General features: G+C 40.1%; 15 protein-coding genes. 13 read left to right on the top strand and 2 right to left on the bottom strand.

Annotated elements, in window-relative coordinates; translation table 11 throughout:
* Window positions 1–197 precede the first annotated feature (197 nt).
* Entirely contained in the window at window positions 198–749 is a 552-nt protein-coding gene (locus ABF638_RS15305; RefSeq protein ID WP_069069179.1) for a DUF4126 domain-containing protein, read from the top strand.
* A gap of 182 nt (window positions 750–931) precedes the next feature.
* Here the strand turns inward: ABF638_RS15305 and hemH are convergent, their stop codons facing one another.
* Window positions 932–2,098 (bottom strand): ferrochelatase, encoded by a 1,167-nt coding sequence (gene hemH / locus ABF638_RS15300; protein ID WP_435023589.1) that lies wholly within the window; start codon window positions 2,096–2,098, stop codon window positions 932–934.
* Window positions 2,099–2,191: 93 nt separating this feature from the next.
* Here hemH and ABF638_RS15295 point away from each other — a divergent pair, with 93 nt between their 5' ends.
* The 3 genes from ABF638_RS15295 (at window position 2,192) to ABF638_RS15285 (ending at window position 5,154) form a co-directional block, all read left to right on the top strand.
* A complete protein-coding gene (locus ABF638_RS15295) occupies window positions 2,192–2,815 on the top strand; it encodes a class I SAM-dependent methyltransferase (protein ID WP_435023588.1) in 624 nt (207 codons plus the stop codon).
* A 258-nt stretch (window positions 2,816–3,073) separates the two neighbouring features.
* Window positions 3,074–4,093 carry a (S)-8-amino-7-oxononanoate synthase BioU gene (gene bioU, locus ABF638_RS15290; RefSeq protein WP_435023586.1) on the top strand — a complete coding sequence of 340 codons (1,020 nt, stop codon included), beginning with the start codon at window positions 3,074–3,076 and terminating at the stop codon, window positions 4,091–4,093.
* 155 nt (window positions 4,094–4,248) lie between these two features.
* On the top strand, window positions 4,249–5,154 hold the full coding sequence (locus ABF638_RS15285) for an alpha/beta fold hydrolase (protein WP_181929063.1): 906 nt from the start codon (window positions 4,249–4,251) through the stop codon (window positions 5,152–5,154).
* Between the two features lie 133 nt (window positions 5,155–5,287).
* Here the strand turns inward: ABF638_RS15285 and ABF638_RS15280 are convergent, their stop codons facing one another.
* Entirely contained in the window at window positions 5,288–5,656 is a 369-nt protein-coding gene (locus tag ABF638_RS15280; RefSeq protein WP_435023584.1) for a phospholipid-binding protein, read from the bottom strand.
* 270 nt (window positions 5,657–5,926) lie between these two features.
* Between ABF638_RS15280 and ilvN the strand changes: the two genes are divergently transcribed.
* The 9 genes from ilvN (at window position 5,927) to asnB (ending at window position 18,736) form a co-directional block, all read left to right on the top strand.
* Entirely contained in the window at window positions 5,927–6,445 is a 519-nt protein-coding gene (gene ilvN / locus ABF638_RS15275; protein WP_069069184.1) for an acetolactate synthase small subunit, read from the top strand.
* Between the two features lie 998 nt (window positions 6,446–7,443).
* A complete protein-coding gene (locus ABF638_RS15270) occupies window positions 7,444–9,462 on the top strand; it encodes a polysaccharide biosynthesis protein (RefSeq protein WP_435023581.1) in 2,019 nt (672 codons plus the stop codon).
* Window positions 9,463–9,510: 48 nt separating this feature from the next.
* Entirely contained in the window at window positions 9,511–10,542 is a 1,032-nt protein-coding gene (locus tag ABF638_RS15265) for a glucosamine inositolphosphorylceramide transferase family protein (RefSeq protein WP_435023580.1), read from the top strand.
* 55 nt (window positions 10,543–10,597) lie between these two features.
* Complete coding sequence (locus tag ABF638_RS15260; protein WP_435023578.1) at window positions 10,598–11,392, top strand: hypothetical protein; 795 nt, start codon at window positions 10,598–10,600, stop codon at window positions 11,390–11,392.
* A 170-nt stretch (window positions 11,393–11,562) separates the two neighbouring features.
* Window positions 11,563–12,924 (top strand): murein biosynthesis integral membrane protein MurJ, encoded by a 1,362-nt coding sequence (gene murJ, locus ABF638_RS15255; protein ID WP_435023576.1) that lies wholly within the window; start codon window positions 11,563–11,565, stop codon window positions 12,922–12,924.
* A gap of 22 nt (window positions 12,925–12,946) precedes the next feature.
* On the top strand, window positions 12,947–14,083 hold the full coding sequence (locus ABF638_RS15250) for a glycosyltransferase family 4 protein (RefSeq protein WP_435023574.1): 1,137 nt from the start codon (window positions 12,947–12,949) through the stop codon (window positions 14,081–14,083).
* Between the two features lie 108 nt (window positions 14,084–14,191).
* Window positions 14,192–15,340, top strand: coding sequence for a glycosyltransferase (locus tag ABF638_RS15245; RefSeq protein ID WP_435023572.1), 1,149 nt, complete (start codon window positions 14,192–14,194; stop codon window positions 15,338–15,340).
* Window positions 15,321–16,541, top strand: a complete 1,221-nt coding sequence (locus ABF638_RS15240) for an O-antigen ligase family protein (protein WP_435023570.1) — start codon at window positions 15,321–15,323, stop codon at window positions 16,539–16,541. The genes ABF638_RS15245 and ABF638_RS15240 overlap by 20 nt, the downstream gene beginning before the upstream one ends.
* 245 nt (window positions 16,542–16,786) lie before the next feature.
* Complete coding sequence (gene asnB / locus ABF638_RS15235) at window positions 16,787–18,736, top strand: asparagine synthase (glutamine-hydrolyzing) (protein WP_435023568.1); 1,950 nt, start codon at window positions 16,787–16,789, stop codon at window positions 18,734–18,736.
* Window positions 18,737–18,858: the final 122 nt, after the last annotated feature.

Here is an 18,858-nt window from a genome sequence, read left to right as displayed (position 1 = left end):
GCCTATTGCCTTCTTGCCTATTGCCTTCTTGCCTTCTTGCCTACCCACGCAAGTAAGTTCAAAAATCAAAGCAGATTCCTATATAAAGATACCAACAAAATTTAGTATTGCAATTTGTTTGATGCTGGAATTATTGCTCATAGTGGGTAGTATACACAACAAATACTTACTTATTTATTAGTGTTACCAGTGCTTTGATGATTGAAATCCTAGCCACACTTTCTGCATCTGCCGCAGCAGGAATGAGAATAGGCATACCTTTGCTAATTATTGGACTATTGCAGGGTAGTAACTTGTGGTCACAAGTTCCAATTTTATCCCACATTTCTCCACCAATATTATTAGGCTGCCTCACCAGTTGGTCATTAATTGAATTATTAGTCTCAAAAAAGCTATGGGGGCAAAGATTGCTCCAACTGATTCAGTTATTCATGTCTCCCCTCGTGGGCGCAATTATGGGGTTAGGAGTAGCTACCGCAACAGCAACGCCAAACTGGCTGATTGCCATAATTGGGGGTTTGCTAGCTTTGGTACTCCAGTTAGTCCAAGTTGGTTGGTTCTATCGGTTACGTGGCTTACCGTTGTGGGCAGTATTTCTTCAAGATACCTTGTGTATTGCTCTAGTGCTTTTTGCCTTTGATGCTCCCTGGCAAGGAGGAGTAATTGCTTTAATACTGCTCTGGTTTGCAGTTCGTAGTGCTAAACAGTGGTATGGCTGGTATAACAAGGGTACAAGGCGTAGGGCGTAGGGCATGGAGCAGGGGCATGGGGCATGGGGCATTGGGCAAGCAGAGAAGTCTAAAAATCAGGCTTCCTTTGATGGCTATGTCATCCCCAACGGGGTACAAAACTTTTTATAACGGAGACGCTATGCAAACGGAAGGACAAAGGAAGATTTTTCCAATGCCCAATGCCCAATGCCCAATGCCCTTTATTGCAAAATTCCAATCATGTGCAAGAAGCCATGACCAGTAATTAGCTCGATGATTAAGGCAATAAAACCGAGCATAGCAATCCGACCATTCCATACTTCAGCGCTAGTCGTCAGACCCCACTCCCAACGCTCTTGAGGGTACATCTTTACCATTTTTTTCATTTGAGCAGCTTGGGAAAGCTTGAAACTGGGGTTTCTCAGCGCATCAATCACTAATTCGGCTAGTGCATTAATAAATACTGGATGGGTATTGGGAGCCGGTACGCGGCGGAAGTTGTGAATTCCTGATTCTTCGGCTACTTCTCGATACTCAATATCGATTTCTTGTAGTGTCTCGATATGCTCTGAGACAAAACTGATAGGCACGACAACCAAATCTTTCACGCCTTCTGCGCCTAGTTCTTTGAGGGCATCTTCAGTATAGGGTTGGAGCCATTCTACTGGGCCAACACGGCTTTGGTAAGCTAAGGTGTGGGGATTGGGCCGATTGAGTGTCTGCATAATCAACGCAGTACACTCTTCAATTTCTACCTGGTAAGGGTCGCCTGCTTCCTCAACGTAGCTTTTTGGAACGCCGTGAGCGCTGAAGAATATATGAACCTCATCCGGGTTAGGGTACTGCTCAAGTTCCTGGGCTATGAGTTGCGCCATTGCTTGCAGGTAGCCTGGTTGTTTGTACCAAGAAGGAATGACGGTGTAATCAATCGGTTGAAGTTTTGGGTCTTCTTGCCAAAGCTTTTCTAAAAGCCGGAAGCTGGAACCACTGGTACTGATAGAAAACTGGGGATATAGTGGTAATATTACCAGGTGTTCTACGTTATCTTGGCTGATCTGTGCGATCGCCTCTTCTGTATAGGGATGCCAATAACGCATTCCCACATAAATTTTAACTTCTTGCCCCAGAAAACCTAACTGTTCTTTTAAAGCTTCACCTTGGGCTTCTGTGATCCGCCGCAATGGTGAACCACCACCGATTTGCTTATAATTTTCTTGAGATGTTCTGGTTCGCCGCGTGGCAATAAACCAGGCTAGGGGTTTTTGCAACCAGCGAAATGGTAGGCGAATAATTTCCGGATCGGAAAATAGGTTGTATAAAAACGGCCCGACATCCTCTAGCTTATCGGGGCCACCGAGATTGAGTAATAAGACGCCTACACGACCCATAGCAGTTACTTTCCCCCAATCTTTTCAGGTTTTTTACTAATGTTAACAATATATCTTTATTAAATATAAAGCTTAATAGCAAGGAAATATGCAATGGCAACAATTTTAAGGGATTGGAGTTACCGCTATCAGTGGTTATATGATGGTATCTCTCGTTTAGCAGCCTTAAGTGTAGGTGGTGAAACCCGTTTTCGGCAACTTGCTTTGCAAGGCTTAACAATTCACTCAGATACTCAGATATTAGATTTGTGTTGCGGCAGTGGTCAAACGACGGAATTTTTGGTAAAAATTTCACAAAATGTAACAGGGTTAGACGCCTCACCCAAGTCTTTACAACGGGCGCGGCAAAATGTACCCTCAGCTTCATATATAGAAGCTTTTGCCGAGGAGATGCCATTTGCAGATAATCTCTTTGATGTGGTGCATACCAGTGTTGCATTACATGAAATGCAGCCTCAGCAATTACGAAAAATTATTAATGAAATTTATCGGGTGCTAAAGCCAGGAGGGGTGTTTACGCTAGTGGATTTTCATGCTCCGACAAATCCGATATTTTGGCCTGGGGTATCAATGTTTTTGTGGTTGTTTGAGACGGAAACAGCTTGGGAATTGCTCAAAACTGATTTAGCTGAGTTGTTAACTAAGACTGGCTTTGAAGTGGGTAAGCCAACTTTATATGCAGGTGGTAGTTTACAAGTAATACAGGCGAAGAAGTGAAGGATAATTTGTTTGTATAGGCTTGTGCAAACGCTAACTTATTCATTGTGGACTCGTTAAACCAAGAATTTCCGTGGCTTGAGCCAGGAGAGTGTCAAGAAACAGATAAATATCTGCAATATCAAGCCAAAGAACCCAGGATAATGAATCATAATTAATCTCTATAGCTTTGAGCTATCAGCCATCAGCCACCAGTTAAAAGCCGGAAGCTGGGATGCAGAGTGTCAAAGCCTTTTGATTCAACTTAACGAATTGACTATGAATTCTGAACAAATCAAAAATTCTCTAAATATTTCACCAGCGATACGCGTGGGAGTACTGGGTTTCGGCGGACTCGGACAAGCAGCCGCCAAGGTAGTTGCTGGCAAACGGGAAATGATTTTAGTCGCAGCAGCAGATCAAAAAGGCTACGCTTATGCTGCTGACGGTTTAAATACTGAGGCATCCATTGCAACCTATCAATCCGAAGGTTCGGTGGGTTATTTAGAGCCAGTTGGTACTTTAACAAATCAAAGTATTCAGGATTTAATCGAAATAGCTGAAGTAGATGGGTATTTTTTGGCTTTACCCAACCTGCCAAATGACTTTATTCCCACTGTCGCCAAGCAGTTTATCAAATCTGGTTGGCGTGGAGTATTAGTAGATGCGATTAAACGCACCACTGCTGTAGAACAACTCCTCGCGATGAAAGAGGAACTGCAAGCCGCTGGGATTACCTACATGACAGGATGTGGTGCTACACCTGGACTACTAACAGCAGCAGCAGCTTTAGCCGCCCAAAGCTACGCCGAAATTCATCAAGTTGAAATTACCTTTGGGGTGGGAATTGCTAACTGGGAAGCTTACCGCGCCACCGTTCGGGAGGACATCGGCCACATGCCTGGTTATACAGTGGAAACTGCTAGGGCGATGACTGACGCCGAAGTAGAAGCACTACTAGATAAAACTAATGGTGTGCTGACATTGACAAATATGGAACATGCTGATGATGTGATGTTAGAAGTGGCAGGGATAGTGGGGCGCGATCGCGTTACAGTTGGTGGTGTAGTCGATACCCGCAATCCCAAAAAGCCCCTCAGCACCAATGTGAAGGTAACAGGACGTACCTTTGAAGGGAAAATTTCTACCCATACTTTTACTCTTGGAGATGAAACCAGCATGGCAGCAAATGTCTGCGGCCCTGCTTTCGGCTATCTCAAAGCTGGTAGACAATTGCATCAACGCGGCATCTATGGAATCTTCACCGCTGCCGAAATTATGCCGCAATTTGTTAAGTAAATAGGGAATGGGGACTGGGGAATGGGGAATGGGGACTGGGGACTGGGAATAAGCAATGCTCAATGCCCAATGCCCAATCCCTAATCCCCAATCCCTAATCCCCAATCCCCAATTCTTAATAATGGGATTTCAACGCTGATAAATCGGAGGTAAGTGTGACCACTACGCTACACTGGCAGGAACGAGTTGGTAATCAAAGAGATTGGATTTGGCACGGCTGGCAAACCCGCTACACTTACATTCGCCCTAGCCAAAATCACCACAATACAACACCTCTGATTCTGTTACATGGCTTTGGTGCTTCCATTGGTCATTGGAGACATAATTTAGAGGTGTTGGGTGAGCATCACACAGTTTACGCCATCGATATGCTGGGTTTTGGCGCTTCTGAAAAAGCCGCAGCTAATTACAGCATTGAACTCTGGGTAGAGCAAGTTTACGACTTCTGGAAAACATTTATCCGTCAACCGGCAATATTAATAGGTAATTCCAACGGTTCACTGATTTCTATGGCCGCTGCTGCCACCCATCCTGATATGGTGCGGGGTATGGTGATGATGAGTTTACCCGACCCGTCATTAGAACAAGAAGCAATTCCTCCTGTGCTGCGCCCACTCGTCAGAGCAATTAAAAATGTTGTCGCTTCGCCGTTGATACTTAAACCTGTGTTTAACTTCGTGCGCCGTCCTGGCGTGCTGCGCCGCTGGGCTAGTCTCGCCTACGCTAACCCAGAGGCGATTACCGATGAACTGATCGAAATTTTAGCAGGGCCTCCCCAAGACCGGGGTTCTGCTAGGGCGTTTAGTGCTTTGTTCAAAGCTGCGATCGGAATTAATTTTAGTCCCAGTGTCAAGACAGTGTTACCAACCTTAACAATTCCGATGCTGTTAATTTGGGGACAAAAAGATCGGTTTGTTCCGCCAGCCCTTGCTAGCCAATTTGCCCAGTACAACGAGAAACTGGAAGTGCTGAATCTAGAGGATGTAGGGCATTGTCCCCATGATGAATGTCCAGAACAAGTCAACCAAGCTATTTTAGATTGGATTGAGAAGATGGGTTAGCGTAGGCGTTCGCGTAGCGTCTCGTAGAGAAGCCCGTCGCAGGCATCGCCAACCGTTGGTTATTCTCTAATATCCCCTAAATATTATGCAATGGGAGCGATCGCATCACTAATACCTTTAAATTCTTTGACACCTAGCCAATCGTGGCTTGGTTAGTGTCAACATCTGTAGTGCCATGCACAGAATTAGCCACAGAAACCATCTTATTAAGAATTTCTTGACTGGGAACTTTACCTTTCAACACTACAGTGCTACCCGTTTGAGCTACCCAAAGGGTGTTAACATCATCGAGTTGGGGATCTTCATCAAATGCCAACGCTACCCGCTTTGCCAACCCACTTTGGTCGTATTCCCCGTTTAATCCCAGACGTTCTGGGGGTATAGATTGAGTAGCAGTAGGTGCAACGCTAGTACTTGGAGCTTGCGGTATGGCCTGTGCAGTCGGATTTACCTGTGCATTTTGAGGTTTTTCCATTCCAAACAGTCTTTTTAACCAACTCATATAAACTTTTCTCCTAATTAGAGACTCATTAAACGTAAGTATAAAAGTTTTACAGAAGCTCGGCATCTGCCAATGAAAAGATATACATTCCATTCAATTCATGCTTGGAGTATGATTTCTGTCCAATTTCTCTTTAGAGAATGCAATGAGTGCAACCATTAAGTTTAAAATAGAAGGTCGCACTAACAATTTAGTGCGGTAGTACCTCTAGCGTAGCCCTTAGCTAGTGTCTGCGTTACTCAATTCCTGCTCTAGCCTCTGTTGGCGAAGATGAAACATACTCTTTCGGTTCTTGTAGAAGATGAGGCGGGTGTTCTTTCCCGCATTTCTGGTTTATTTGCGCGTCGCGGCTTTAATATTGAAAGCCTTGCTGTTGGCCCTGCTGAACAAGGAGGAGTCTCCCGAATTACGATGGTTGTCCCTGGTGACGATCGCGTTATCGAGCAACTCACCAAGCAACTGTACAAGTTAGTCAATGTCCTAAAAGTACAGGACATTACCGAAACTCCTTGCGTCGAGAGGGAATTGATGCTTTTGAAAGTCAATGCTAGTAGCAGCAATCGCTCAGAAGTGATCGAACTGTCTCAGATTTTCCGGGCGCGAGTCGTGGACGTGGCGGAAGATTCTCTCACCTTAGAAGTTGTGGGAGATCCAGGTAAAATGGTAGCGATCGTGCAGGTGTTGCAAAAATTTGGTTTGAAAGAAATTGCCCGCACTGGCAAAATTGCCCTAACTCGTGAGTCGGGCGTGAATACCGAGTTACTCAAATCTTTGGAAGCAAAGGTTTAGTTGGGAATTTAAATCAAGACTCAGAAATACTCAACAGCAACCACATAAATCAAACACAGTAGAAGTCATAGTGGCAATTGTTACTATGACTTCTGCTTTGAGAACTGAAAAAAATAAATATCTTCCTTAAGAGAATACGCTTGGGTTAAAACTTGATTCTCTCTAACCTTAAAAAGGAGGGAATTAGAGCAAGCCTTTTTAAGGGGGATCAGGGACTTTTGCAAGTTTAAATCAATAGAGAAGTAACAATAACTACTAGCATACAATTAAGCATATGCGGTTATGTCTTTTTATATGCATAAGTTACGCCAAATTGGCATGACGCGACTAATAAAAAACTGCTACAAAGTTAATAAGCTAAACCACATTTAGTTTGCATATCTAAAATTTATATAACTCTTGTGTGGGCATCTTGTCCACCCTAATTATGCAAATTTAATCTGGAAAAGCTTTGAAAGATAAAACATTAACAACAGCTATAGGACTAGTATTTGATTTTTGAAATACACGTAGAGTGTGTCATCGCTGAGAGTACGGCATCATTCCAATATTGTGGTGAGTTACGCTCTGCTAACACACCCTACAAGACAACTGAGATTTTTCCATAAATTAAATATGATTTCTATACTATTCCTAATAGTAGTGAACATAGCTATTGCTTGATTTAAAATGTTTGATTTAACCACAATAACTCATTGAACAAAATAATACAGAATCGAGCTATTTGCAACATGTTTGGAAGGATATAAAAATAATCATTAACTAAAATGTATTGATTTATAGAAGCTATTTATAGACATTAATAGTCTAATGCTGATTTAGTAAAATGTGACAGGTTAAAATTCCCTAAAACGATTATATTCATAGGGTAGATTGACAGTGACAACATTTTTAAAATAGTGTTAACTGGCTATATTTACTTGTCTAGAAAAACTTGGAATATTTCTAATTAATTGAGATGATTACTTACTTAAATTATCTTGGAGGCTTTTACATACATGGATTGCTTATTATTTGTTTCTCACTGGCTACCTCAAAAATTAATTAGCAGCTTGTTGATAAAATTGCTAGATTTAAAAAACAAACATTTGTTTCTTTTTGATACTATTGTTTTTTCATTTACAGCCTTTTTTGCTCTCAATCTATGCTTAAATGGCAATTTTTCCATTCAAGAGTATAAAGCAAGACTAGGAATTGCAACAATACTTTTTTTAGCAGTCAAACTAACTGTATTGTGGAATTTTGGTTTTTATAGACTTTACTGGCGCTATGCCAGTATTGAAGAACTTCTATATATAACTGTGCTAATAGGTATTGCGGTAATAGTTCAAGCTGTATTCTTTGATGCTATGCGATTTATACCGTATTTAGCAATGGATAAACTGCCACAATCACTACCATTAATCGACGGTTTACTTTCGTTTCTTTTTATTGGTGGTTTGCGTTTCAGTATTCGGATTGTAGAAAGAATCAGCCAGCAACGTACAGTATTTAAGCCACAAGACCGTGTGTTGATAGTTGGTGCTGGCAATGCTGGCGTTTCTCTTGTACAAGAAATGCAAAGAAATCCTCAATTAGGGTTTCATCCCGTTGCTTTTATTGACGATGATCCGCGCAAGTTTCGCGCATATATACGTGGCATTCCTGTAGTAGGCGATCGCTATCAAATTCCTGATGTTTTAAAATCTCTCAAAATTCATAAAGTTATCATTGCGATGCCTACAGTTACAGGTAGAGTCATTCGGGAAATTCTAGATATTTGCAAAGCAACTGGAACTCAAACTAGCACTTTACCAGGCATACATGAAATCCTCAATGGTCGTGTGCGAGTTGACAGCATTCGGGATGTACGAATTGAAGATTTACTCAGACGAGAACCTGTACAAATAGATATTGATCAAGTTGCTCAATTTCTCAAAGGTAAAACAGTACTGATCACAGGCTCAGGTGGATCAATTGGTAGCGAACTTTGCCGCCAAATTTTTAAATGCAATCCTGCTGAAATGATCCTTGTAGGACATGGAGAAAATTCTGTGTTCAATATCCAACAAGAACTAGAACAACTTATTCAAGTTATCGAAAATGAGGGTAAATCTTCAAGAGACACTCCTCGTATTTCCACTTTTATTGCAGATATTCGCTTTAAGTCTCGATTAGAACATGCATTCGAGCTATTCCAACCTGATGTAATTTTTCACGCTGCGGCTCATAAACACGTCCCTCTGATGGAATTAAATCCAGTAGAAGCAATCACCAACAATGTCATGGGGACAAAAAATTTACTAGAACTATCACTGCAATATGATGTGAAACATTTCGTGATGATTTCTACAGACAAAGCAGTTAATCCTACTAATGTTATGGGTGCTAGTAAGAGAGTCGCCGAAATGTTAGTGCTGCAAGCCGCAAGAGAAAGTGGTAAGCCTTACGTTACGGTGCGCTTTGGCAACGTTTTAGGTAGTCGAGGTAGTGTAGTTCCCACCTTTAAAAAACAAATTGCAACAGGCGGGCCAGTAACCGTTACCCATCCAGAGATTCGTCGTTATTTCATGACAATTCCAGAGGCCGTTCAACTAGTTTTGCAGGCTACTGTACTTGGTCGTGGTGGTGAAGTCTTAATGTTGAATATGGGTAAACCTGTGAAAATTGTTGACTTAGCTAAAGAACTAATTCGCCTTTCAGGATACGAAGTTAACCAAGATATTGAGATTGTATTTACTGGTTTACGTCCAGGTGAAAAGTTATTTGAGGAATTATTTATTCCTGGAGAAGAATATGAACCAACCCAACACGAAAAACTGTTAGTAGTAAAAAATGCTAGTAAGATGATTCCAGAAAATTTGTCTATTACTGTAGCGACTTTATGTCAAGCAGCAGCTAAAAACGATACGAGTTTTATTCTGCGTTTGCTTGAAGAACTAGTGCCAGGATATAAACCAAAACACTTAGAAAGTTATGCGGCAGCAAATATTCCCAGCAATACTTCTGTCAGAATACTGGCACAGGTAAAACCGTAAATAGGGTACAACAATGACAAATTTAAAATGGAAGGTAGAAGAATAAATATGTACAAAAACTATCAAACTAATAGTAGATTACAAGCATTGGATAAATTCTCTAGAGTTAACGATAGATATTTGACTGGAATTAAAAATATAGCCAAGACTTTTGTCACAAGAAGAAGTGACTGGTCAATTGGAATCTATACAGGTGAATCTCTTTTTGATTTTGCTTGTCCAGAAAAAATCAGTAATCCAGTTTTGACTGCTAAGGATATCACAGATGTCCCCGCTCACTTTGTTGCTGACCCATTTATGGTTTGTGAGGATGGCATTTGGTATATGTTTTTTGAAGTACTAAATAGTTTTCAAAATAAAGGAGTAATCGGATTAGCAACTAGCAACGATGCATATAAATGGAATTACCAACAAATTGTACTTGATGAACCGTTTCACTTATCTTATCCATACGTGTTCAAATTTCAAAACGAATACTATATGATTCCAGAAACTTCTCAAGCCGATTCTATTCGTTTATATAAAGCAACTAATTTCCCAAAAAAATGGACGTTTATCAAAACCTTACTTGATAACAAAGATTTTGTAGATCCTAGTATTTTTCAATACAATAATCTGTGGTGGCTATTGACTGCAACATCAGAAGACCGGAATATTCTGCGTCTTTATTATTCTCAAGATTTGACAGGTGGCTGGATTGAGCATCCTAAAAGTCCTGTTATTGAGGGAAATAAAAACAACACAAGACCAGCCGGTAGAGTTGTAGTACTCGATGACAAAATTATTAGATATACCCAAGATTGTGAGCGTATTTATGGGAATAAAGTTCGAGCATTTGAAATCACTGAACTGACAACGACAAGTTATCAAGAGAAAGCAGTTAAAGGAAATCCAGTGATCAAAGCAAGTGGAATGGGTTGGAATCAAATAGGTATGCACCATATTGATCCTCACAAAATTGGTACAAATAAATGGATAGCATGTGTGGATGGAAAGCGAGATAGATTAGTTATCAAACAAAATTCAATATTAGCAATTTTGCAAAAACGGATAAATGCTCGTTTCAAGGTTAATAATTAAGAATTTTTACTGTATTAATGAATTGAATTCTCATCATCAAGTGAGGAAAAAAGAGATGTTGATTGTTACAAAGAAATTTATCTTTTCAGTAGGAGAAGTCTGGTTTGATGAAGATCCACCAGAATTAAGTAATGTAGATGTACTCCATTATAGGCAATGGATACAGCCTATTAAAGGTGGTCAGTCTGATGAATTTCATACAAGATTAATTGCCCTAACTAAAAGTCAGGATGAACTATGGGAAAGTATTAGTAGCAATGATAGATATAAGATTCGTCGAGCAGAGCAAAAAGACCAGGTTGTTTATGAATATTTTGAGGATATAAACTCTGATATTATCAACCAAGTTTCTGATTTTTATGATTCCTTTGCTTCTCAAAAAGGATTATCTAAGATTAATAGAAATCAGCTACAAAATCGTGTAGATGCGGGCGCAATTGATATTTCCCGGATCAAGTTACAAAATGGAGAATCTTTAATTTGGCACATTTATTATCGTAGTAATAATAGAGTTCGCCTTTTGCATTCTGCTTCACTTAAAAATAGTAATGATACTTCCTATCAATCGATTTTAGGACGAGCGAATCGTTACCACCACTGGCAAGATATAGTGAGATTTAAAAATTTAGGAATTTCCGTTTATGATTTTGGAGGCTGGTATACCGGAAACACTGATCAGGAGAAATTAGGTATTAATCAGTTTAAAGAAAAATTTGGTGGAGAAATTGTCAAGAATTTTAACTGTATTAATGGCATCACAATCAAGGGCAAACTATATTTACATTTGTTGAAAATTTATATGAGTTTATCTCAATTACCTTTATTACGCTTATCGAATTTTAGATTTTAGATTTCGGATTGAATAATTCTAAGGGACTCCCAAATAAAAAATATACAACTATTTATTGTGGGGTGGGCGTCTCGCCCGCCCATAGTCAAAGGCGGGCAAGATGCCCACCCCACAAGATTGGATAATTTATTTCTTGGAAATCCCTAAATTCTTCCCAATACGGTATGAAAATGTGGCGTTTGCAAAGCTTAGTTGACTACTGGAAGCAACTGACTAGCGGCTCTATCAATCGCCAAATTTTTGGTGCAGCGATGATAGTTGGTTTATTAACAGGATTGGTGAAAGTTGCGGCTGTAGGTAAAGAATTGGTGGTTGCTCAAAGATTTGGTACTGGAGACGACTTAGATGCATTTTTAATTGCCTTGTTGGTTCCTTCTTTTATCATTAATGTCGTTGCTGGTTCTTTTAATACTGCTCTTATACCCGTCTATATGCAGGTACGAGAGCAGGAAGGTATAAAAGTAGCCCAAAGGCTTTTCTCTGGAGCCACAATCAGCGGTTTGGGACTATTAGGAATCACGACAATAGTTATGCTAGCTAGCGCCCACCTGTATTTACCATATATTGCTGCTGGGTTCAGTCCCGAAAAGTTAGATATGACTTTTCATTTGCTCTGTGCGATCGCACCTTTTGTTCTCTTAAGTGGGATTATTATCATCTGGAGCGCTGTATTGAACGCAGGAGAGCGTTTTGCTCTAGCAGCTTTGTCACCTATTCTCACTCCAACTATTAGCGTCTTATTGCTCTTAATGCTCAAATCTTGGGGTATTTTCGCTTTAGCAGCGGGGTTAGTCTGCGGTGCAGCAGTAGAAATAACTCTTTTAGGAGCAGCACTACACCGACAAGGCATTTCATGGCTTCCCAAATGGTATGGGTTTGATACTCATCTACGTCAGGTTGTTAGCCAGTATTTCCCAATGATTGCAGGTGGCTTTCTGATGTGTAGTACAAATCTAGTAGATCAATCTATGGCAGCAATGCTATCACCTGGTAGTGTAGCAGCACTGAGTTACGGTAACAAGCTCATTGCCTTCCCGATATCTTTAGCTACCACAGCATTAAGTACTGCTGTGATTCCCTATTTTTCCAAAATGGTAGCTTCTAAGGATTGGATAGGTACACATCGCACACTTAAGCGATATATGCAAATCATTTTTGTCACGACTACTTTACTGGCAGGATTCTTGTTTATATTTTCTGAGTCTATAGTCCAGATACTCTTTCAAAGAGGTTCGTTTACAGCTAACGATACTCAATTAGTAGCTCAAATCCAAAATTCATTTGCCTTACAAATACCTTTTTATGTCGCAGGAATTTTGGCTGTTAGGTTAATTTCTGCAATGCAATTAAATCATATATTGATGTGGGGTTCTGCTTGTAACTTAAGCATCAATATTTTTCTGAATTATGTGTTTATGCAATGGTTGGGTGTTACAGGTATCGCTTTATCTACTGCTTGTGTTTATATTTTCTCATTCTTCTTTTTAACCTATTTTGCCAATAAAAAACTAATAGATTTTTCAGCAAATTGAAAATAATTAACTATTTACAAAAATGAGACTAACACTGATTATTTATTCACTGACTTATGGTGGTGCAGAACGTGTCATGTCAATCATGGCAAATTACTGGGCAGCCAAGGGATGGCAAATTACTATATTGACATTTGATGATAATAAAATATCCCAATTTGATTTAGATAGTCGTGTTCTGTACACTCCGTTAGGCATCGCTAGTAAATCTCCCAATGCGATTATTGGTATCTATAATAATTTGAACCGCATCGGAACATTACGGAATGCAATTATCAACAGCAAACCAGATGTTGTGATTAGTTTCATGTCTAAAATTAATGCGATCACTTTATTAACAACGCGATGGTTGAATATACCAGTGGTGATATCTGAACGTAGTAATCCAATAAAAAGTTATTTAGGTGGGGCTTGGAAACAACTACGACAACAGACTTATCCATTTGCAGATCGGATTGTTTTTCAAACTAAAAGAGCAAGAGATTGTTTCCCATTAGAGCTACAAAATAATAGCTGTATTATCCCTAATATGGTTGTATTACCACCGATAGAAAAACAATCATCAGACAAAGTTTTAAGAGAGCGATCGCTCGTTGCAATGGGACGCTTTGTCCCAGAGAAAGGCTTTGATTTACTGCTGCAAGCCTTTGCACAACTGAATAATCGTTATCCAGAATGGACATTGACAATTTTGGGAGACGGTAAACTACGCCCAGACTTGGAATCTTTGCGTAACCAACTTGGATTGAGCGATCGCGTTTATTTCCCTGGAATGGTGAAAAATAACTATGATTTTTTGCAGCAAGCGGAGATTTTTGTTATGTCTTCCCGCTTTGAGGGTTTTCCTAATGCCCTCTGCGAAGCGATGGCATCTGGATTACCAGTCATCTCTACAGATTGTCCCAGTGGCCCACGAGAGATTATTCGTGATGGCATAGATGGCATCTTGGTTCCAAATGAAGATGTGTCAGCATTAGCCGCAGCAATGGAACGACTGATATCTGATGAAGAACAACGGAAATCTTTAGCTGTTCGTGCGCCAGAAATAATCGAACGATTTAGCGTAGAGAAAATTATGGGAATGTGGGAAGAAGTGTTAGCTGAAGTTATTACTGACTTTTCACGTATGGAAAAGCCGATGAAAAACCTAATCCCCTAACCCCCAACTCGTCGCGGGAAGGGGGAAATTCAAAGTCTCTCTCCTAAAAGGAGAGAGATTTAGAGAGAGGTTTTCCAGATTTAGCAACTAATTTATATTTTCAAATACATGAAAAAAAAGATTGTATTCCTCATTCGTGACCTTAACTATGGAGGAGCCGAAAGACAATTAGTAACACTAGCAAAAGCTCTTGAAAAACGATACTTTGATATAACTGTTTTATGCTTTTACCCTAGTAGTTTATTATCTTTAGATAAAGACTTAAAAGATAATGGAATACCTATAATCTGTTTGGATAAAAAAGGGCGCTGGCATTTATTTGGCTTCTTTTGGGATCTTCTTCAGCATCTTCAACGTATACATCCTGATATATTGCATGGATATATTGGAATACCGAATTTAATCACTATCTTATTGAAGCCTTTTTTTCCCTCAACCCGCATGATTTGGGGAATACGCTCATCTAACGTAGAACCTAATTTTTACGATTGGTTAGGTAGTTTGCTTTTCCAGTTAGAGTGTCTTTTATCTCGCTTTGCTGACCTAATTATTGTTAATTCTTATGCTGGTCGAGCATATTACCTCACTCATGGATTTCCTGCTAACAAGATGACGGTAATTCCTAATGGTATTGATATCGAATTATTTAAACCTGATCAAAAAGATCGGATAAAAATACGAAGCTCATGGGGAATTTATCAAGACATTATTTTAATCGGTTTAGTGGGGCGACTAGATATAAGAAAAGACCATCCCACATTTCTTAAAGCAGCAGCATTACTCTTTGAAGAGAGACAGGATATCCGTTTCGTCTGTGTGGGTAGTGGCTCAGAAAAATATGCACAGGAGTTGTACGAACTGGCTAATAAATTAGGTATTTCTGATCAAGTGATCTGGGTAAAAGCGCGTACAGATATGCCTGCAATATACAATGCCCTAGATATTGTTGTTTCTTCATCCTATACAGAAGGATTCCCCAATGTAATTGGAGAAGCGATGGCTTGCGGTGTACCTTGTGTGGTGACAGATGTAGGTGATTCTGCTTGGATTGTTGGTGATATCGATGTAGTAGTACCTCCTAAAAATCCAGAGGCTTTGAAAAATGCTATGAAAAAGCTGATAGAAACTATTGGTATTTATGGGTGCGATCGCACCAAAATTCGACAGCGAATTATTGACCATTTCTCAGTAGCTCAATTAGCCCTTAAAACCGAAGCAGCTTTACTTGGTCTATCTCATGAATTCATCTCTAAGTAAAAAAATAGATTTACTATTTTATTATCAATGTGCCCTGGCAATAGTTGCTATTTTCACTTTTTTCACAGAAATTAATTCTTATTTGTATACATCAGGAATCTTCTCTCAACCTCCGTTGTATTGGATTATCTTCTTTGGTATTGCCTCCACCCCATTGCTTCTTTCAAATAAAAAATACATCCCACGCCCTGTAATTATTTGGTGTCTTGGTTTTCTCGTTGTCTCTTGTTTATGGTTCATACTATTTTCAATACCTACTGAAATTATTGTTGAAGAATTAAGGAAAAGAATTTTGTCAGTGATATTTATCATAATAATGTCCCTGATTTTCTCCAAAAATAATAATATTCATCTCTGGACTAGATGGGCAATTTTTATTGCAGTATTAATGGCTGTATTCAACAACATTTATGAGTTTTTTAATCCAATTGCATTTAATTCATTAGGTACTGGTGGGCGGTCTGCCGGATTTTATCTAAATCCCAATAATGATGGGGCTGCATTAGTACTTGGCATGATTTTTAGTGTGAGTCTATTGCAACCAATATATCGTTTACCTTTCGTATCTATCATCGGTATTGGGGTGCTGTTGACATTTTCTAGAGGAGCTATTCTTGGCTGGTTAGTTACAGTTATTATTTTTACTATCACCCGTGTACTGCATCTGAATAAATTACTTTATTGGGTGTTGGGAGTAGGAACAATAATTATTAGTTTAGGCTCACAATGGTCAGAAGAACTATTACGAAATTTGAGCTTGAGTCAAAACTCTCTTGAAAGAATTTCATGGTTCCAAAACGTTTCAACTTCTGATTCTGAAGATTCTGCTGATTCGCGTTTAGAAGTAGCTCAATTAGCTTGGCAGATGTTTACTGAGCATCCAATTTTTGGTAATGGAATTGCTTCAACTTTAACCTGGAATATGAACATATCTACACACAATATCTATTTATACTACATGGCAGACCACGGATTTTTAGGTGCTTTGATTTTACCTGTATTAGTATATGCAGTAATACAAGATGCCCACGGTGAAACTAAATATATTGGCTTGGCTTTTGCTGCTTTTATTCTTCTTTGGGGGCTATTTAGCCATAATATTTTAGAAGAACGCTACATCCTAATCATGTTTTCATTAATGGCTGCTATGACTGCGGCGAGTGAGTTAGAGCAAAGATTTAAAGTAGGAAATTCATCATGAAAATCAAAAAAATGTCAGAGGATGTTTGAAAAGTTATCTTGTTGGTATCAAAAATTTTAGATCCCCCTAAATCCCCCTTAAAAAGGGGGACTTTGATTCCGGTTCTCCCCTTTGCAAGGGGGGTTAGGGGGGATCAAAAAGTGCCTAAAGTCACAGTGAAACACTTTTCAAACAACCTCTAAGAATTCAGGATCTCTTGGGTGCTGAATTCTTACAAAAAAACTCAATTGGAAGGCTAAAATTCCATGTGTGGCATTGCTGGTTTTTGGAATATCTCTAGACAAGTCAACTCTGATGAACTGTGCTACATAGTTCAGCAGATGTCAGACACGCTTTTACATCGAGGGCCAGATAATGGCGGGAGTTGGGTTGATGCAGAGATAGGTATGGCTTTGGGGCATCGACGACTGGCGATTGTAGACCTTTCGCCAGAAGGACATCAGCCGATGATATCTGCGAATGGTCGCTATGTAATTGTTTTTAATGGCGAAATTTATAACTTTTTGGAGTTAAAGCGTCAACTTGAATCACTAGGCCATCATTTTAGGGGACGTTCTGATACTGAGGTGATGCTGGCTAGTTTTAGTCAGTGGGGGTTACATGAGGCAATTGGGCGCTTTAATGGGATGTTTGCCTTTGCCTTGTGGGATCGTCAAGAGCGAATTTTGCATTTAGGGCGCGATCGCTTGGGTGAAAAACCTCTCTATTATGGTTGGATGGGCCAAACTTTTCTATTTGGTTCCGAGTTAAAGGCTTTGAAAGTTCATCCCGCTTTCCAAGCAAAAATCAACCGTGATGCTTTAGCGGTTTATCTCCGAAATAACTACGTTCCTGCACCCTATTCAATCTACGAAGGTATCTATAAGTTACCACCGGGAACCATCCTCACTTGGAACGGCGTGGATACTCATCCCAATCCAGTGCCCTACTGGTTTGCAATCAAAGCCGCTGAGTTCGGTGTTAATGAACCCTTCACCGGGTCGGAAATGGAAGCTGTTGCACAGATGGAGGCGTTATTACAAGATGCAGTCGGACTACGGATGGTTGCAGATGTGCCACTAGGAGCTTTTCTTTCAGGAGGGATTGATTCCTCCACAGTAGTAGCTTTAATGCAAGCTCAAAGTAACCAATCGGTGAAAACATTTACCATCGGTTTTGATGAAGATAGTTACAATGAAGCACATTATGCCAAAGCAGTAGCACAGCATTTAGGTACAGACCATACAGAACTTTATGTAACCCCAAAAGATGCACTTGCTGTTATCCCAAAGCTACCGACACTTTATGATGAACCCTTCGCTGACAGTTCCCAAATTCCGACTTTCTTAATATCCCAGCTTGCGAAACAGGACGTAACAGTTAGCCTTTCTGGGGATGGTGGCGATGAACTCTTTGCGGGATACACACGCTATTTTTGGGGTGACAGCACTTGGCAAAAGATTGGCTGGATACCTCCAACCTTGCGCCAGACTGCTGCATGTACCCTGTCTAGCTTATCGCCTCAAACTTGGAATTGTGCTTTGGCTAACTTTCAAGACTTGCTACCAAGTAAACTCAAGCAACCTACTCCTGGGGATAAATTGCACTGGATTGCGGAAATTTTGGCTGTTCCTGATGCCCAAGCTTTGTACACAGAAATGATTTCTCATTGGAAGGAGCGAGAAGGATTAGTAGTAGATAGTTTAAAGCCTTTGATGAACTACTGCGATCGCCAACAATTATCGCAGTTACCCGATTTCATTCACCAGATGATGTACCTTGACACAGTGAATTATCTCCCAGACGATATCCTAGTCAAGGTTGATCGAGCCAGCATGGCTGTGAGTTTAGAAAGTCGAATACCATTTTTAGATCACCGCGTAGTGGAATTAGCTTGGCGCATACCATTGTCTCTGAAAATCCGTAATGGTCAGGGTAAATGGCTATTGCGTCAGATTTTGTATAAGTATGTACCTCAAAACTTGATTGAGCGCCCAAAAATGGGGTTTGGGATGCCGATTGATAGTTGGTTGCGCGTTCCTTTACGAGACTGGGCTGAAAACCTACTAGATGAAAATCGGCTACAGCAACAAGGATTTTTGAATCCGCAGCCGATTCGCCAAAAATGGGCAGAACATCTTTCATCTGAGCAAGACTGGCAAAATTATTTGTGGGATGTGTTGATGTTTCAGGCGTGGTTAGAAGAAAACCATTAAGTAAGTCGGCGTAATTAAAGCTAACTGGTAGGGGCTGTCACAATACGGTTCGGTTAAGACAGGAGACGCGATAAATCGCCGTCAAGACGAAAGATTGATCCTTGTAGAGACGGCGATTTATC

Origin of the sequence: Nostoc sp. CALU 1950 (genome assembly GCF_051172895.1) — a bacterium.
Lineage (GTDB): Bacteria > Cyanobacteriota > Cyanobacteriia > Cyanobacteriales > Nostocaceae > Nostoc > Nostoc edaphicum_A.
This window is presented reverse-complemented; position numbering and strand designations above follow the sequence as displayed.

Bases quoted from the DNA above. Each gene is read 5' to 3' on its own strand.
- ABF638_RS15295 (WP_435023588.1), top strand. From the start codon at position 2,192: ATGGCAACAATTTTAAGGGATTGGAGTTACCGCTATCAGTGGTTATAT.
- ABF638_RS15240 (WP_435023570.1), top strand. From the start codon at position 15,321: ATGAATTCATCTCTAAGTAAAAAAATAGATTTACTATTTTATTATCAA.
- hemH (WP_435023589.1), bottom strand. From the start codon at position 2,098: ATGGGTCGTGTAGGCGTCTTATTACTCAATCTCGGTGGCCCCGATAAG.
- bioU (WP_435023586.1), top strand. From the start codon at position 3,074: ATGAATTCTGAACAAATCAAAAATTCTCTAAATATTTCACCAGCGATA.
- ABF638_RS15270 (WP_435023581.1), top strand. From the start codon at position 7,444: ATGGATTGCTTATTATTTGTTTCTCACTGGCTACCTCAAAAATTAATT.
- ABF638_RS15245 (WP_435023572.1), top strand. From the start codon at position 14,192: ATGAAAAAAAAGATTGTATTCCTCATTCGTGACCTTAACTATGGAGGA.
- ABF638_RS15280 (WP_435023584.1), bottom strand. From the start codon at position 5,656: ATGAGTTGGTTAAAAAGACTGTTTGGAATGGAAAAACCTCAAAATGCA.
- ABF638_RS15305 (WP_069069179.1), top strand. From the start codon at position 198: ATGATTGAAATCCTAGCCACACTTTCTGCATCTGCCGCAGCAGGAATG.
- ABF638_RS15260 (WP_435023578.1), top strand. From the start codon at position 10,598: ATGTTGATTGTTACAAAGAAATTTATCTTTTCAGTAGGAGAAGTCTGG.
- ABF638_RS15265 (WP_435023580.1), top strand. From the start codon at position 9,511: ATGTACAAAAACTATCAAACTAATAGTAGATTACAAGCATTGGATAAA.
- asnB (WP_435023568.1), top strand. From the start codon at position 16,787: ATGTGTGGCATTGCTGGTTTTTGGAATATCTCTAGACAAGTCAACTCT.
- ilvN (WP_069069184.1), top strand. From the start codon at position 5,927: ATGAAACATACTCTTTCGGTTCTTGTAGAAGATGAGGCGGGTGTTCTT.
- ABF638_RS15250 (WP_435023574.1), top strand. From the start codon at position 12,947: ATGAGACTAACACTGATTATTTATTCACTGACTTATGGTGGTGCAGAA.
- murJ (WP_435023576.1), top strand. From the start codon at position 11,563: ATGTGGCGTTTGCAAAGCTTAGTTGACTACTGGAAGCAACTGACTAGC.